We start from the raw sequence: 15,478 nt of genomic DNA, 5'->3' as shown, positions 1-15,478 counted from the left end.
CCACTTCTTAACCGGCCCCCCTGTCGGGGGGGGGCCTCCCCCCCCGCGGGCCGGGTTCCTGGCGGCCCAAAAACCCCCCCGGCCCCCCCGTGGCCGTTTTCGGCACCCTCGACACCGGCGGGCGCGATGCGACTCGGTTGGCGGTGCGGGGAGGCGCCTTGGTTGAGGGCTCGTCCGATGCGGGCGGCGGCCTCGGCTAGGCGGTCCGGCGGGTGGGCGGCGTAACCGATGACGAGGCCGGGCGGCCCCTGCCGCTGCCGGTGCCAGGAGAGCGGCTGGACCAGTACTCCCTCGGCGGCCACCAGCTCCGACAGGGCGGTGTCGCTGACGTCCCCGTACCCGGGAAAAGTGACCAGAAGGTGCAGCCCGGCAGCGACACCGGCCACCCGCGCGCTCGGGAGATGCGCGCGCAGCGCGGCCAGCAGCGCGTCCCGGCGGCGGCGCTGCCGGGTCCGGACCGCCCGCAGGTGGCGCTCGTAGTCGCCGGACGCCAGAAGTTCGGCGAAGACCAGCTGCGGCAGGGCCGGATTGCCCAGGTCACTGGCGTGCTTCGCGGCGAGCAGGTCGGGTTGCGTCCGGCGCGGCGCGATCAGCCAGCCCAGCCGCATCCCCGGGGCGAGAGATTTCGAGACACTTCCCAGGTACGCGACCCGGTCCGGCGCCGAGCCCTGGAGTGCCGCGACCGGCGCCCGGTCGTACCGGTGCTCCGCGTCGTAGTCGTCCTCAATGATCAGTCCCGGCCACCGCAGCAGAGCCCGGCGGCGTTCCGGGCTGAGCACCACACCTGTCGGGAACTGGTGCGCCGGCGTCAGCACCGCCGCCGTCAGACCGGTCGCGACCAGCTCGTCGACCCGCATGCCCTGGTCGTCGACGGGCACTCCGACGGCGCGCGTCCCCCAGTAGGCGAGCTGGTCGGCGGCGCCTCGCGAGCCCGGGTCCTCGACGGCTATCTCGGACATGGCCAACACCCGCGCGAGCAGGGCGAACCCTTGCGCGACGCCCGCGCAGACCAGCACGTCGTCCGCTTCGGCCCGGACTCCCCGGGTACGCCCCAGCCAGCGCGCCAGTTCGACCCGGAGCCGGGGGACGCCGCCCGGGTCGCCGTACCCGAGATCAGTTCCGGTCACCCGGCTCAGCACCGCCCGCTCCGCCCGCAGCCACGCGGCGCGCGGGAACGCGGACAGGTCCGGCACACCGGGGGAGAGGTTCAGGTCGATGCCGTCCGGTGTGGAGAGCGGCAGCCGCAGCTCGTCCAGGGTGCGCCGGCGGTCACCGGCCGGGCGGTGACCCTGGTGCGTGCCGCGCCCGGTGACGACGGTGCCGGAGCCGGTCCGGGCGGTCGCCAGGCCCTCGTCGGTGAGCCGCTGGTACGCCTGGACGACCACGCCCCGGGAGATCCGCAGCTCGCCGGCGAGCAGCCGGGTGGGTGGCAGCCGGTCGCCGGGTGTGAGCCGCCCACCGGTGATGGCCGCGCGCAGGCCGTCGGTGAGCCAGGCGGTCAGGCCCTTGGCCGGCGCGGTCTCCGGGCGCAGCTGGAGGAAGTCGGACATTGGTCCACCCTGTCCCGCGTGAATTGGTCCTCGAACCGGACCATATCGCGGCGCAGGATCGAGTGCGTGAAAGCGTTACCGATCCTCGCCGGCGCGACAGGCATGGTGTTCGTCGGCGGCAGCGTGGCTGTCTCCGGTCATCTCTCCGACGCGCCGCTCTTCACCGTGCAGGCCCTCCGGTACGGGGTGGCCTGCCTCCTGCTGCTCGCCTGGTCCCGCTGGTCCGGCGCCTTCTCGTCACGCGGCGCCGTTGTGTCGCCCGGCTCTCCGGCGGCGTCTGGCTCTCCGGCGGCTCCGGGCTCTCCGGCGGCGTCTAGCTCTCCGGCGGCTCCGGGCTCTCCGGCCGCTCCTGGGCCGCGCGGCGGGCGGCTGCCGGGGCGGGCCGCGCGGCTGTCCTGGCCCCGGGGCGCCGAGTGGCTCTGGCTGCTCGGGGTCACCGGGACCGGCCTGCTGTTCTTCAACGTCGCCCTGGTGCGCGGCGCGGCACACGCCGAACCGGCCGTGCTCGGCGTCGCTGTGGCCTGCGTGCCGGTCCTGCTCGCGGCCGGCGGCCCGCTGCTGGAGGGCCGCGCTCCGGCGCTGCGGGTGCTCGCCGCGGCCGGGGTGGTCACCGTCGGCGCCGCCCTCGTCCAAGGCGTCGGCCGCGCCGACGCGGCCGGGCTCGGATGGGCGTTCGTGACGTTCGCCTGCGAGGCCGCGTTCACGCTGCTCGCCGTGCCGGTGCTGGGCCGGCACGGTCCGCTCGGCGTCTCGGTGCACACCACGTGGCTGGCGGCAGTGCTCTTCGGCGTGACCGGGATGGTCGCCGAAGGGCCGGCGGCGGTGCTCCGGCTGGGTCTGCCCGAGCTGCTGGCCGGCGCCTATCTGGCGGTGGCGGTGACGGCGGTGGCGTTCGTGCTCTGGTACACGTGCGTGGCCCGGATCGGCGCCGGCCGGGCGGGACTGCTCACCGGCGTCGCCCCGATCAGCGCGGCAGTGACCGGGATGGCGCTGGGCGGACCGGCGCCGCGCCCGCTGGTCTGGCTCGGCATGGCGACGGTGGCGGCCGGTCTGGCCCTGGGCCTGACCGGCCGCACCCCGGCAGCCGCCGGACCGGCGCCTGCCCCCGAGTCAGGCCCGAAGCCAGGCCCGGTCCCGGTGCCAGGGCCGACCCCGGCGTCAGGGCCGACCCCGGCGTCAGGGGCGACCCCGGCGCCGGTGCCGGGCCGTGGTCAGTTCTTCTCGACCTCGGAGTAGTCGGCGCTGCCCAGCGCGGCCGAGGACGGCAGCTGCGCGGACGACGGCAGGGCGGCCGTCGACTCGGCCTCGGCGGCCTGGACCTCGGCGTTCACCCGCTGCGCCTCGGCTGCCGCGGCCTCGGCGGCGGCCTGCGCCTCGCGCTCGACGGCGCCGGAGTCCACGCTCGCCGACGGGGTGTCGCCGGCCGTGCTCGCGAGACCGCCGAGCGCGCCGCCGAGGCCTTCGAGCGCCTTGGTGAGCTCGGCCGGGACGATCCACACCTTGTTGGCGGTGCCGTTCGCGATCTGCGGGAGCGCCTGGAGGTACTGGTAGGCGAGCACCTTCTGGGACGGGTTGGCCTGGTGGATCGCGTCGAAGACGGTCCGGATCGCCTTGGCCTGGCCCTCGGCCTGCAGGATCCGGGCCTGCCGGTCACCGTCGGCGCGCAGCACCTGGGACTGCTTCTCGCCCTCGGCGGTGAGGATCGCCGCCTGCTTGTGGCCCTCGGCGTTCAGGATCGTGGCGCGGCGTTCCCGCTCGGCGCGCATCTGCTTCTCCATCGAGTCACGGATGCTCGGCGGCGGCTCGATCGCCTTGATCTCGACGCGGGTGACCTTGATGCCCCAGCGGCCGGTGGTCTCGTCGAGCACGCTGGAGAGGTGCTTGTTGATCTGGTCGCGGCTGGTCAGCGCGCGCTCCAGGTCGAGCGAACCGATCACGTTGCGCAGGGTGGTGACGGTCAGTTGCTCTATGGCCTGCAGGAAGTTGGAGATCTCGTAGGTGGCCCGCACCGGGTCGACGACCTTGAAGTAGAGCACCGTGTCGATCGAGACGACCAGGTTGTCCGACGTGATCACCGGCTGCGGCGGGAACGAGACGACCTGCTCGCGCATGTCCACCTTGGTGCGCACCGCGTCGACGAACGGCACCAGCAGGTTGAGGCCGGGCGAGAGGGTGCGCTTGTACTTGCCGAGCCGCTCGACGACGTCCATCCGCTGCTGGGGGACGATCCGCACCGACTTGACGAGAGTGGTCACCGCGAGGACCGCGATGACTATGACGAGCACCAGGATGATGGCTTCCATGACGCCTCTCAGGTTGTTCGAAGGGTGTGACTAGACGTCGGGGAGATCGTCGTGCCACACCAGGACGGTGGCGCCACGGAGCTTGACGACGCTGACGCGGTCGCCGGGTTGAAACGTCTCCGTGCCGTCGAACGAACGGGCCTGCCACAACTCGCCGTCAATCTTGATCATGCCGCTGGACGCGTCCACCTCGTCCACGACCACGCCGTGCGACCCCACGATTGCCTCCACGCCGAACGGGGTCTCGCCGGTCTCGATCGCCGACCGGGCGTGCCGCATCACGATCGGCCGCACCGCCGCCACCGACAGGCCGGAGACCACCGCGAACACGATGACCTGGGCCAGCAGTGGCGCGCCGAGAGCCGCCGCCCCGGCAGCGGCCGCGGCGCCGGCGGCGAAGAAGATGATCAAAATGGTCGCGGTGAAGGCCTCGCCGATCACCAGCGCGATCGCGAGGACGATCCAGAGTACGGCTTCCACATCTCTGATCGTGGCACGTCCGCGCACCCTCGGCACATGACGATTTGGCGTAGCCGATTCTGCATCGAACAGTTAAACCCGTGAGTCCCCCCACCGAGAGGTCCCACCGTGTCGCTGCTTCCGGAGACCGCCCGCCGCGTCGACGAGATCGCTGCCCGCGCGCAGTCCAACGGCCGGGTGCCGTCGTTCGCCCTCGCAGTCGTCCGGGACCGTGCCGTTCTGCATTTCGCCGGGGCCGGTGAACAGCCCCGGCCGGACCCGAAAACCCAGTACCGGCTCGGCTCGATCACCAAGACGATCACCGCGACGCTGGTGATGCAGTTGCGCGACGAGGGGTTCTTCGCCCTCGACGACCTGCTCTACCGCCACCTGCCCGGCACGCCGATCGGCGGGGTGACGCTGCGCCAGCTGCTCGGGCACGTCTCCGGCCTGCAGCGCGAGCCGGACGGCCCGTGGTGGGAACGCAGCGCCGGCGGTGACGTCGACCACCTGCTGGCCGGTCTGACCTATGAGAAGCTGGCCGGCGCGCCGTTCCGCCGGCATCGGTACTCCAATCTCGCTTACGGCCTGCTCGGCGCGGTGCTGGCGCGGGTCACCGGGCAGAGCTGGGCGGACCTGGCCGCCAAACGGGTGCTCGACCCGCTGGGGATGAAGCGGACCACGTACGCGCCGGTCGAGCCGTACGCCCGGGGTTACGTGGTGCACGCGCTCGGCGGGACGCTGCACGAGGAGCCGCGCCCGGACACCGGCGCGATGGCCCCGGCCGGGCAACTGTGGTCGACCGTCACGGACATGGCCAAGTGGGCCGGCTTCCTGGCCGATCCGGCGCCGGCGGTGCTGGCCCGGGAGACCGTGGACGAGATGTGCGCGCCGGTGGTGATCTCCGATCTGGAGTCCTGGACGGCGGGGCACGGGTTGGGGCCGCAACTGTTCCGGGTCGGTGAGCGGGTCTACGTGGGTCACGGCGGTTCCATGCCGGGATACGTCGCCCACCTGGTCGTGCACCGGCGCAGCCGCTTCGGGGTGATCGCGTTCGCGAACGCCTACGGGCTGGTCGGCGACCACATCAGGGAGGTGTCGCTGCGGACGCTGACCACGGTTCTCGACGCCGAGCCGGCCCCGGTGTCCCCGTGGCGCCCGCCGGTCGCCCCGGCCGGTGAGGCGGCCGAGTTGTGCGGCCGCTGGTGGTGGATGGGCAGCGAGTACGAGGTCGTCCCGGACGGCGAGGCGCTGATCATGACGGGTCCGTACCACCGGACCCGCTTCGTCCGGGAGGCCCCGGACCGGTGGCGCGGGGTCGACGGCAACAACGAGGGGGAGTTCCTGCGGGTGGTGCGGGTTCCGGACGGGCCGGTCGACGCGCTGGACATCGCCACGTTCGTCTACCGCCGGGACCCGGGACATCTGGCCTGACCCGTCGCATGAGCCGGCGGCGGTGCGGCTGGCATCGCATGAGCCGGCGGCGGGGTGCGGCCGTCGGGGCCGCCCGGCCGGCCGCCGGGTGCTCGGGGAGCCTGCGTCGTGCGTACCAAATGGGCCTGACTTTTCAGTTTTTTTGGTGATTGACCCCACATCTTCGCGGAGTTTGGCACGCTGATCCCAGGGTCCGACCGGTGCCCCCGGCCGCTCGGCTCGTTGCCCAGGGACACGAGGCGGAGCGATGAGCATCAGCCAACGGCAGACCGCGAGCGGACGACCTCTGCGGGTCGCCCCGGCGTGGGTCGGCGCCCCGACGCCGGCTGCCGGGAGCGAGGCGGAGAACCACCCACTGCCGGTACGCGACGCGGTGTGGATCTGGTCGGTCCGCCGGTACGCACGGCTCGCCCTGTGGGCGTTGCCGCTGGCCGCCGTCCTCTACGGCTGGCTCACGCTCGGGGTGAGCAGCGCGCCCGGCCCGCTCGCGGTGCGGCTGGTCGCCGGATGGCTCGCCACGGTGGCGCTGATCGCCCTGGCCGGGCTGCTGGCCGCGTCCCGGAGCCGCCGATGCGCGCTGACCGGGCTGCTCCTCACGCTCGCCGGCTCGACGACGCTGGTGCCGCTCGCCGCGCTGCCCGCGGACGCGGTGGTGGCCAGCGCGCCGATCATGACGGGTCGGGTGCCGGACTTCGTGGCGGCTGCCGGAGCGATCACCGGGATGGGGTTGCTGCTGCTCGGCTGGGCGGTGTTCCGATCGAGGCTGGTGAACCCGGCGGACGGGATCCTGATGATGCTCGCGGCCGTGGCCATCGGCTCGGAGTCGCTCACCGCGAAACCGATACCCACGGTCGGAGCGTTGCTGCTGCTCGCCGCGGGGATGGGGCTGGCCTGGACCGGCGGGCGGCTGTTACCCCGGGCGTGACGGGTCGATTGCCGCTGCTCCGGGCGAGGGCGGCTCACGGAGGCCGGGCTCCGCGTGATGGCGGCTCACGGAAGCGGCGCCCCACGCGAAGGCACCTCATGGAAGCGGCGCCCCACGCGAAAGCACCTCGCCGAGGGCGCTCCACGCGACGCCGGCCATCCGTCCGGCCGGTATGCCGGTTTTGTCGCTTCTCGGTTGTGCGGAGGGTGTTCGGCAGCCGTGGCTCTCACGGTGAGTGCCGGTATCTCCGGTAAAGCTGGCGCTTTTCGGAAAGGCGTGGACGGTCCTGGCCCCGCAGAATGACGCAAACCGCTACTGCTCCGCCCAGCCGGTGACCGAGCGTGACATCGGCTCTTGTTGGTTTCCAAGATCGCTCGGTGCCCGGTCCATCACGGGACAACTCTGCGCTCGGTGCCCCGTCCATCACGGGTTGAACCCCGTGAGCCACCGCGACCCCACGGGACGACCCCCACCGTGACCCACCACCCGTAGCCGTAGCCCGCGCAACGGCCTTGACCCGCACATGGCCGCGCCGACTCCACGGGACGGCCAGCACCTGCGGTTGAGGGCGACCGGCCACCCGTACCGGATCATTCCGGCGGATCGTGGTGAATTCGCGCCGACGGCACCCCGAGCTCCTCCAGCGCCGCCGTCGTCGCCGCCACCATCAGCGGCGGGCCCGCGAGGCAGACCTCGTGGCGGGACCACTCCCCATAGGCCGCGACCGCGTCGGTGACCAGCCCGTACGCATACGGCCCGGGATTGCCCTCGGACACCACCGGAACCACCGTCGCCTTCGGGGCCGCATGGGCGATAGCGGACACGTCGTCGATGTCATACAGCTCGCTCAGCTCTCGGACACCCCAGAACAGGACGACCGGGCGCGGGTCGGCGGTGGCGGCCACCTGGGTGAGCATCGCCTTCATCGGGGCTATCCCGGTGTCCCCGGCGATCATCAGGACGCCGCGGCCCGGTTCGGCGGGGAGTGCCAGGTCGCCTTCGGCTCGGGTGAGCCGGATCCGGTCGCCTTTGCGTGTCGCGTGCACGAGGGTGTGGCTGACGCCGGCCGCGGACTTGGCGCGGACGTGCAGTTCCAGAGTCTCGTCCCGGTGCGGGGCGCCGGCCAGCGAGTACGGCCGCCAGACTCCGGGCAGCCGAGCGACTTCGACGCGGGCGTACTGGCCGGGGCGGTACGGCATGGGCAGGAACGGACGGACCCGGATCACCGCGAGGTCCGGCCGGCGCAGCTCGTGGGAGAGCACCTCGGCGGTCCAGGCGGTCGGCTGGTACGCGGTGAGCGTCCCCCCGTGCACGATCCACTCGTAGGTGTGCTGCCACGCCCACCGCCACGCCTGATCGAAGTCCTGCCGCCACCCGCCGGGCGCCATGCCGGCCCGCAACGCCTCGGCGAGGGCCGCTCCGACGAGTTGCAGCTGCTTCCACTGCACGCCGCTCTCGGAGAGCGCCGCGCCGAGCTGCCCGCACCCGGTGACGACGGTGGGCGGATCGTCCAGGTTGTGCGCGATCCAGGTGAGCGCCCGGGCCAGCTGGCGGCGCTGGGTCTCGGCCGTTCCGGGAACCGTCGCCAACAGGTCGGGCTGGGCCTGCAGCAGGGCGTTCCACAGTCGTTCGGCCACCTCGCCGGTGCCGCCCGCGAACGTCAGGCTGGTGCTGAGCAGCCGCTGGACGTCACGCAGCTCGGCGTCGTCGGCCGGGTTCATGCCGTCGACGCCGGGGGCGTTGCGTTTCGGCGCGGGGCCGTGTGCGCCGCCCCGGGGCGAGGACGGATATCCGTAGAGCGTCGGGTCGGTGGGGAACTCGGTGCCGGGGCCGCCGATCGGGCGGATCCCCTCGATGCCGGGGATCGGGGCGGCCGGTGCGGCGGGCCCGGCCGGGTTCACGCCGGTGATCGGGTTGATCCGCCCGGCCGCGCCGGTGATCGGGTTGATCCGGCCGGCGGCGGCGCCCCACACGCCTCTCGACGCTCCGGGGCGTCGTTTCGCGCCGAGGCCGGACCGGCCGAGGGTGGCGCCGGGATCGCCGCGCCAGAGGATCTCCGGGTTGGCCCGGTCCGGCGGGCGCTGCGGGTCGGGCGGCGCGGGCCGTGCGGCCGCCGGCCGTCCCGATGGTGGCCGGCTCGCGGCGGGCGGGATCCGGCTCGGTTGCGGCGCCGGCTCGTCGGGGAAGCGGGACACGTCATCCCCCGGCGACGCCGGCCCGGAACCCGGTGCCGACTCGGGAACGCCGGCCGACCCGGGAGCGCCGGCCGACCCGGGAGCGCCCGCCGACCCGGAAGCACGCGCCGCCCCGGGAGCGCCCGCCGACCCGGAACCCGGCGCCGGGTCGGAAGCCGCGGGAACGTCGGAGAGCGCCGCCGCGGTGTCCGCCGCGCCGGCCTCGGCGGCGTCCGGCGCGTTCTGGCGCAACCGGATGGCTCGCAGCAGGGCGAGCAGATGCGGGTCGGAGCCCGGTCCCGAACCAGCCGACACTGGCAAACCCCTCGGAGAAGTGAGCTACATCGTCTCCACCATATGCCGGATGTGCCGGAAATATCCGGCACGCAGGGGCCAGGGGCGGCCGCCCGATCGCGGTAGGCACAATGCCTGGGTGCCACCACTGAGCATCACCAGCCCCGACGACCCGCGCATCGCCGACTACCGTGCCCTCACCGACGTCGAACTGCGCACCAAGTGGGAACCCCCGAACGGGCTGTTCATCGCCGAAGGAGAACTGGTCATCCAGCGTGCGCTGCGTGCCGGATACCGGATGCGCTCCGCCCTGGTCGACCAGAAACGCGCCGACCAGCTCGCCGACCTGCCGCCGGACGCCCCGCTCTACACCGCGCCCGCGCCGGTCCTGGAGTCGATCACCGGCTTCCACGTGCACCGGGGCATCCTCGCGTCGTTCCACCGCCGCGACCTCACGCCGCTCGACGAGTTGCTGGCCGGAGCGCGACGCCTGGCCGTGCTGGAGGGCCTGAACACGCACACCAACCTCGGCGCCCTGTTCCGCAGCGCCGCCGCCCTCGGCATCGACGCGGTGGTCCTCTCACCCAACTGCGCGGACCCGCTCTACCGCCGAGCCGTCCGGGTCAGCATGGGCGAGGTGTTCGCCATCCCGTACGCCAAGTCGGAGAACTGGCCCCAGACACTCGCCACGATCCGCGAAGCGGGCTTCACGCTGCTGGCGATGACCCCGGCCGACGACGCGGTGGCCCTCCAGGATCTGACACCCGCCCAGCGCGAACGCCCCGCCCTGCTCCTGGGCGCCGAAGGCCCCGGCCTGACCTCGCACGCCCTGCGCGCCAGCGACGTCCGCGTGGCGATCCCCATGCGCAACGGCGTCGACTCCCTCAACGTCGCCACCGCCGCGGCGATCGCCTTCTGGGAATTGTGCCGATGATCGGGTACGCGCCCGCACCTCCCCAACCGCACCGGAACCGTCCCGCCCCCACCGCGCGGCCACCGTCTCACCGCCGGGCCGCAGCGCGGCCGCCGGGACACGTCAGTGGTCACCGTGGAGAGCTCCCGCCCGCCCCAGCCGCTGAGCGTGTGGGTTTCGGGTGCGCTGCGCGCCTCAGTTCCACACGCTGGCCGGGGATCCGCTGAGCGTGTGGGTTTCGGGTGCGCTGCGCGCCTCAGTTCCACACGCTGGCCGGGGATCCGCTGAGCGTGTGGGTTTCGGGTGCGCTCCGTGCCTCAATTCCACACGCTGGCCGGGGATCCGCTGAGCGTGTGGGTTTCGGGTGCGCTCCGTGCCTCAATTCCACACGCCGGCCGGGGATCCGCTGAGCGTGTGGGTTTCGGGTGCGCTCCGCGCCTCAACTCCACACGCTGGCCGGGGATCCGCTGAGCCGGGTCAGGGGACGGCGTAGCCCGGGATCGACGGCCACCGGACGGTCAGCACCACCGACTCCTCGGCGGCCACCCACGAGTGATCCACACCCCGCGCCCACACCACGTAATCGCCCTGCTTGTCGAGAACCACTGTCCGCTCCGGGAACTCCATGTGGAAACAGCCGCTGATCAACACGAGCAGCGCCGTCCGCTCCTCACCGCGAACCCACTCCGCCCGCCGGTCACCCTTCGGGTGGCGGCCCCACTTGATCTCGACGTCCGTGCTGTGCCGCAGGTCGCCCTCGGGCTTGAAGTGGCCGAGCAGCCAGCCCCGATCGGCGAGCGCGTCCGGGTCGGCGTTACCTACGTAGATCCCATCTGTCACGGTCGCCGACGCTACCGGGTGGCGCCGAGCACCGCCGCAACGAGCGGTCCCACCTCGCGGGCCGCCCCGCCCGGATAGGTGCAGCGCCGGCGGGTGTAGGCGAGGGCGACGCCCCGGGACGGGTCGGCCAGAGCCTGCGTACCGGAGACGCCGCTGTGACCGAAAGCGGTCTCACCGAGCCCCGGGTAGCGCAGGTGCTGGATCTCGAAGCCGAGGCCGAAGTGGTGGCGTTCGCCGGTGATCCGGTCGAAGCCGTCCGAGGAGATCGCGGCGAACTCCGCGAGGGTGTGCCGGTCGACGAGCGGTTCCCGGCCACCGGTGCCCCAAAGGGCTGCCGCGTACATCGCGGCCAGGCCTCGCGCACTCGCCACGGCGGCGCCGGAGACCGGGCCGCGAGCGCGCACCGCGGGCGTGTTGATCCACTCGATCATGTCGGTGGGCGGGTCGGCGTTGCGGTTGAACGCGATCGCGGTGAGGCTGCGGGGCGGGATGACGGTCGTGTCGGCCCCGGGCAGAACCGGACGGTACCGGGACTCGTCGGATCCGCCCAGGAAGACATCAACGCCGAACGGTGACCGGATCAGATCAAAGAACAACCTCTGCAGGGTACGGCCGGTGGCGTGCCACACGACCTCGCCGAGCATCGCCCCGATGGTGAAGGCGTGGTAGCCGTACGCGGTGCCGGGCTCCCAGTACGGGGTCTGGTGGAGCAGGCGGGCCGCCACCGAACGGTCGTCGAGGAGCTCGGCGGGGCTGAACCCGCCGTCGACGCCGATCAACCCGGAGCGGTGGGCGAGCAGGTCGCGCAGGGTGAGGCGGGGGAGGGGGAACGCCGGCCAGTACTCGGCGACGCGACGGTCCAGCTCCAGCACACCGTCGTCGACCAGTCGCGCGACCACCAGGTAGACCGCGCCCTTGCCGGCCGAGAACACCCCGGTCAGCGCGTCGCCGTCACCGGCCGCCGCCGTCCACAGGTCGACGACGAGCCGGCCGTCCACATAGACGGCCAGCTGCGCGCCGGGATCCTCGGACAGTCCGGCGAGCACGTCCGTCACCCCGGCGAAGGAGTCGTGGGCGTACCCCCGTACCGAAATCGTGGCTGTCGCCGGATAGCGCAGCTCTCGCGTCGTGGGGTAGATGATCAGACCGCCTCGTCCAGGATCTTCCGGTAGGCCGGCGGGATGTGGTGGGGGCCGCCCGGGGTGAAGACGTTGCTGTGCGACGCGTCGGCCCACGCGGAATCCGGCACGGCGGCGCGGAGCGCGACGAGCACCGGGGCGTCGTCGGTCAGCATGGAGAGCGCGACCAGGCACTCCTCGGCCTCGCCGACGCACTCGAACGGCTTGTGCGCGTCCACGCCGAGCAGTTCCAGGAAGCCGGGGACCTGGGCGGGGTCGGCGAACAGGTCGTGGCCGAAGATGTGCGCGAGCCGTTCGCGGGGCATGTGCGGAGCCATCGCCAGGAAAACGAACCGGCACTTCGGACAGTCACCGCACCAGCGGGCCGTCGGGTCGTGAAGTTTGAACGCCTTGTTACAGCTGGTGACGACATCATCGTACGCTGTGTAACCGGCGAAGAGCTGCGCGATGTGCAGCTCGGAGAGCGTGCGGAGCAGTGAGAAGTACGGGTCGGCGAGCCCCGCGTACGCCGTGACGGCCGCCCGCAGCAGCCCCTCGGCGGTCGCGCCCTTGGACCACTGGTGATTCACCTCGTGGCCGTTCCAGATCAGGTTCGGGTCGGAGGCGGAGCGCTCGTTCGACATCACCACCGGGCCGAGCCCGTGCCAGACCGCGGTGGCGATCGCGATCAGCGAGTTGATCGCGGTGACCGGGATGTGGCCGTTCAGCGCGCCGGCGGCGTTCAGCTCGAACAGCCGGGGGTCGAGCTTGCGGCGCGCGGCGAGGGCGGGCAGGCCGGACGCGGCGTTGACGTTCTCGATCACCGGGTTCGGGTTGACCGAGAACGGCACCGGGTCCAGCCCGGCGGCGCGCAGGATCTCCAGCGTGACGATCGAGTCCTTGCCACCGCCGACCGCGGAGAGCGGCCTGCCGGACATCTCCGAAATTTCCGCATCCGGGATCACGCCGGGCGTGTCGACGGTGAGCTCCAGCACGTGCGGCAGCTGATTGCGGTACGCGTACTCCGCCAGGCCGTTCGTGTAGATCGCCGTGAAGAACGAGGTCACCGCCGCCGGCACGGCTTTCGGCGCCTCGATCCGCGGCGGCGCGCCCACCTTGTAGTAGCTGACCCCGGCCACCACGTGCAGCAGGTCGAGAACCCGGTAGAACGCGTCCGGCACCTCCCGCCGGTCGGGCAGCGGAAACGTGATCGTCTCGGTGAAGCGCAGCGGCTCCGGCCCGTCGAGCAGGTAGTCGAACGCCGCCACCCCGGTCGTCGGATCAAATGTGTACGAGGGGAAGCGCATGACGTCGAACTGCACCCGGAAACTCCTGTCTTCTGGCCGACGGGCAATATTAGTTCGGTTCCACGAGATGCATTGGTTCGGTTCCGCGAGATGCGATCCGGTTAGGGGAGAGACGTGCGCCTGGCAGATCTGCGTGGCCGCTCGGTGGCGGTCTGGGGCACCGGCCGGGAGGGCCGGGCCGCGGTGACCGCGATCGCGAAGCACGAGCCGTCCCGGCTGATCGCGGTCGACGACAGCGCGAACTACCTCTCCACGCCCTGGGAGGACGAGTTCGCGGCGCTCGCCCCGCTGGCCGGCGGGGAGCACGCGCAGGCTGCCCTTTACACAGCTGACGTCGTGGTTCGCTCGCCCGGCGTGCCGCTGACCCACCCGTACCTGACGGAACTGCGCGCCCGGGGCGTCACGGTGACCGGCGGCAGCGCGCTGTGGATGGCGGAGAACGCCGCCAAGACCGTCGGCGTGACCGGCAGCAAGGGCAAGAGCACCACGTCCAGCCTGATCAGCCACCTTCTCGCGGCGGTCGGCAAGCCCAACGCGTACGGCGGGAACATCGGCATCCCCCTGCTCGACCTGCCCGAATCTGATCTGTATGTGCTGGAGCTCTCCAGCTACCAGTGCGCGGATCTCACCGACTCGCCGCGGGTCGCCGTGGTGACCTCGCTCTTCCCCGAGCACCTGGACTCGCACGGGAGTGAGCAGGCCTACTACCGGGACAAACTAAACCTTCTCCGGTACGGGCCCGAGCTGATCGTGGTCAACGCGGAGGACTCACGACTGCGCGACGAGATCCGGGGGCTGACCGATTCCAGCGGCTTCCCGCCGGTGCCGGCCGCCGCCGAGGACTCCCGGTTCCGGGTCGAGGACGGCGTCGTCTTCTGCAGCGACGAGCCGCTGTTCGCCCGGTCGGCGCTGGAGCTGAAGGGCCGGCACAACGAGCGGAACCTGTGCGTGGCGCTCGCCGTGCTGGACGGGATGGGCGTCGACGTGGTCGGGCTTCGGGACGATCTCGAAGCGGCTGTCCGATCGTTCCGGGGACTGCCGCACCGGCTCGCCGAGATCGAGGACCCGTCCGGTGTCACGTTCGTCGACGACACGTTGTCGACCAGCCCGTACTCGGCGATGCACGCCATCGAGGCCTACGCCGACCGGCCACTCACCGTGCTCGTCGGCGGGACCGATCGTGGGCTGGACTACACACCGTTACGTTCCTTCCTGGAGTCCCGCACACTGACCGTGATCGGCCTGCCGGACAGTGGCCCCCGCATCATTTCCGAGATCTCCGACCTGCCGGGCGTGCGGACGCTGGTCGCCGAGGATCTCGTGGATGCGGTGCGGCTCGCCCGCGAGGTGACGCCGGCCGGGGGAGTGGTGCTGCTGTCACCGGCGGCGCCGAGCTACGGCCGTTTCCGCAACTTCGAGCACCGCTCCGAAGTCTTCACCCAGGCAGTACACGACACCGCCAAGTAACCCCCGCCCGCCGCTCCCCACCCCCTCGCTGCTCGCCGCTCGCCGCTCGCCGCCCGCCCCCAGCGCGATCTAGGCAAGTTGTGCCCACCTGTGGACCCTCGGTTGCCAAGATTGTGAGGTGTTCGGTCAAGTGGTGACGGCGTGGGAGGCGCTCGGTGAGCAAGTGGCTGCCGCCGGGCCGGCATCGCGTGGTCACATGTGTCGGCTACGGCTGAGCGGCCCGAGCCGTAGCTGACACATGTCATCCGGGCCCGATTCCATGCGCGGGCGACGGCTGAGCGGCCCGAGCCGTAGCTGACACATGTCATCCGGGCCCGATTCCATGCGCGGGCGACGGCTGGCGGGCCCGAGCCGTAGCTGGTGCATGTCATCAGGGCTCGATTCCATGGCTGAGCGACGGCTCGCGGACTTGAGCCGTAGCTGAGGCAGGTTATCCGGCACCGTCCGGCGCCTGTCCGCGCTCCGGCCAGGGTCAGGGGCACACGATGCGGTTGCGGCGCGGGGATGAGAGCACACCGAAGCGTTGCGTGTGCCCGCGTCTCGGTCCTGGCGCAGGTGGGAGCTCACGATGGCGTTGTGTGTTCCCTGACCGCTGCCTCGGAGCCTGTTGCTTTTTGGCTACGGTGGTTACGGGTGACTAGCCACTTTGATCCATGTTTGTGATCATTTAGGGGTGGCGAAGTGGTATCGGCCG

General features: G+C 72.1%; 12 protein-coding genes. 5 read left to right on the top strand and 7 right to left on the bottom strand.

What is annotated here, in order from left to right; genetic code table 11:
- The coding region (locus AB0F72_RS41750; protein WP_360444736.1) for a PLP-dependent aminotransferase family protein at positions 1-1,550 on the bottom strand (1,550 nt) is incomplete at its 3' end.
- 66 nt (positions 1,551-1,616) lie between these two features.
- On the opposite strand from AB0F72_RS41750, the gene AB0F72_RS41745 reads away from it, so the two are divergent.
- Positions 1,617-2,786, top strand: a complete 1,170-nt coding sequence (locus AB0F72_RS41745; protein ID WP_360444733.1) for a DMT family transporter — start codon at positions 1,617-1,619, stop codon at positions 2,784-2,786.
- Here the strand turns inward: AB0F72_RS41745 and AB0F72_RS41740 are convergent.
- Both AB0F72_RS41740 and AB0F72_RS41735 read right to left on the bottom strand, forming a co-directional pair.
- Positions 2,762-3,853, bottom strand: a complete 1,092-nt coding sequence (locus tag AB0F72_RS41740; protein ID WP_360444730.1) for an SPFH domain-containing protein — start codon at positions 3,851-3,853, stop codon at positions 2,762-2,764. The two genes, AB0F72_RS41745 and AB0F72_RS41740, sit on opposite strands and share 25 nt — an antisense overlap.
- A gap of 30 nt (positions 3,854-3,883) precedes the next feature.
- Positions 3,884-4,333, bottom strand: a complete 450-nt coding sequence (locus AB0F72_RS41735) for an NfeD family protein (RefSeq protein WP_360444727.1) — start codon at positions 4,331-4,333, stop codon at positions 3,884-3,886.
- Between the two features lie 108 nt (positions 4,334-4,441).
- Here AB0F72_RS41735 and AB0F72_RS41730 point away from each other — a divergent pair, with 108 nt between their 5' ends.
- Positions 4,442-5,746, top strand: a complete 1,305-nt coding sequence (locus AB0F72_RS41730) for a serine hydrolase domain-containing protein (RefSeq protein WP_360444724.1) — start codon at positions 4,442-4,444, stop codon at positions 5,744-5,746.
- Between the two features lie 247 nt (positions 5,747-5,993).
- The gene (locus AB0F72_RS41725) at positions 5,994-6,671 is read left to right on the top strand and encodes a hypothetical protein (RefSeq protein WP_360444721.1); all 678 of its coding nucleotides are present in this window, start codon (positions 5,994-5,996) and stop codon (positions 6,669-6,671) included.
- Between the two features lie 590 nt (positions 6,672-7,261).
- Here the strand turns inward: AB0F72_RS41725 and AB0F72_RS41720 are convergent.
- On the bottom strand, positions 7,262-9,160 hold the full coding sequence (locus AB0F72_RS41720) for a flavohemoprotein (protein WP_360444718.1): 1,899 nt from the start codon (positions 9,158-9,160) through the stop codon (positions 7,262-7,264).
- Positions 9,161-9,278: 118 nt separating this feature from the next.
- Between AB0F72_RS41720 and AB0F72_RS41715 the strand changes: the two genes are divergently transcribed.
- A complete protein-coding gene (locus AB0F72_RS41715; protein ID WP_360444715.1) occupies positions 9,279-10,073 on the top strand; it encodes an RNA methyltransferase in 795 nt (264 codons plus the stop codon).
- A 456-nt stretch (positions 10,074-10,529) separates the two neighbouring features.
- On the opposite strand, the gene AB0F72_RS41710 is transcribed toward AB0F72_RS41715, so the two are convergent.
- From AB0F72_RS41710 to AB0F72_RS41700, 3 genes are all read right to left on the bottom strand, one after another.
- Positions 10,530-10,892 (bottom strand): signal peptidase I, encoded by a 363-nt coding sequence (locus tag AB0F72_RS41710; RefSeq protein ID WP_360444712.1) that lies wholly within the window; start codon positions 10,890-10,892, stop codon positions 10,530-10,532.
- An 11-nt stretch (positions 10,893-10,903) separates the two neighbouring features.
- Entirely contained in the window at positions 10,904-11,938 is a 1,035-nt protein-coding gene (locus AB0F72_RS41705) for a serine hydrolase domain-containing protein (protein ID WP_360444709.1), read from the bottom strand.
- Positions 11,939-12,033: 95 nt separating this feature from the next.
- Positions 12,034-13,317, bottom strand: coding sequence for a hypothetical protein (locus tag AB0F72_RS41700; protein ID WP_360444739.1), 1,284 nt, complete (start codon positions 13,315-13,317; stop codon positions 12,034-12,036).
- A gap of 114 nt (positions 13,318-13,431) precedes the next feature.
- Between AB0F72_RS41700 and murD the strand changes: the two genes are divergently transcribed.
- Complete coding sequence (gene murD / locus AB0F72_RS41695; RefSeq protein WP_360444706.1) at positions 13,432-14,784, top strand: UDP-N-acetylmuramoyl-L-alanine--D-glutamate ligase; 1,353 nt, start codon at positions 13,432-13,434, stop codon at positions 14,782-14,784.
- Positions 14,785-15,478 lie beyond the last annotated feature (694 nt).

The sequence above is a fragment of the Actinoplanes sp. NPDC023936 genome (assembly GCF_040639325.1).
Taxonomy (GTDB): domain Bacteria; phylum Actinomycetota; class Actinomycetes; order Mycobacteriales; family Micromonosporaceae; genus Actinoplanes.
Note: the sequence above shows the minus strand (reverse complement) of the source record. Positions and strands in the feature narration are given on the sequence as shown.

What these genes read in the sequence shown, in the direction of transcription:
- AB0F72_RS41700 (WP_360444739.1), bottom strand. Translation starts at nt 13,317, where the DNA reads ATGCGCTTCCCCTCGTACACATTTGATCCGACGACCGGGGTGGCGGCG.
- AB0F72_RS41740 (WP_360444730.1), bottom strand. Translation starts at nt 3,853, where the DNA reads ATGGAAGCCATCATCCTGGTGCTCGTCATAGTCATCGCGGTCCTCGCG.
- AB0F72_RS41725 (WP_360444721.1), top strand. Translation starts at nt 5,994, where the DNA reads ATGAGCATCAGCCAACGGCAGACCGCGAGCGGACGACCTCTGCGGGTC.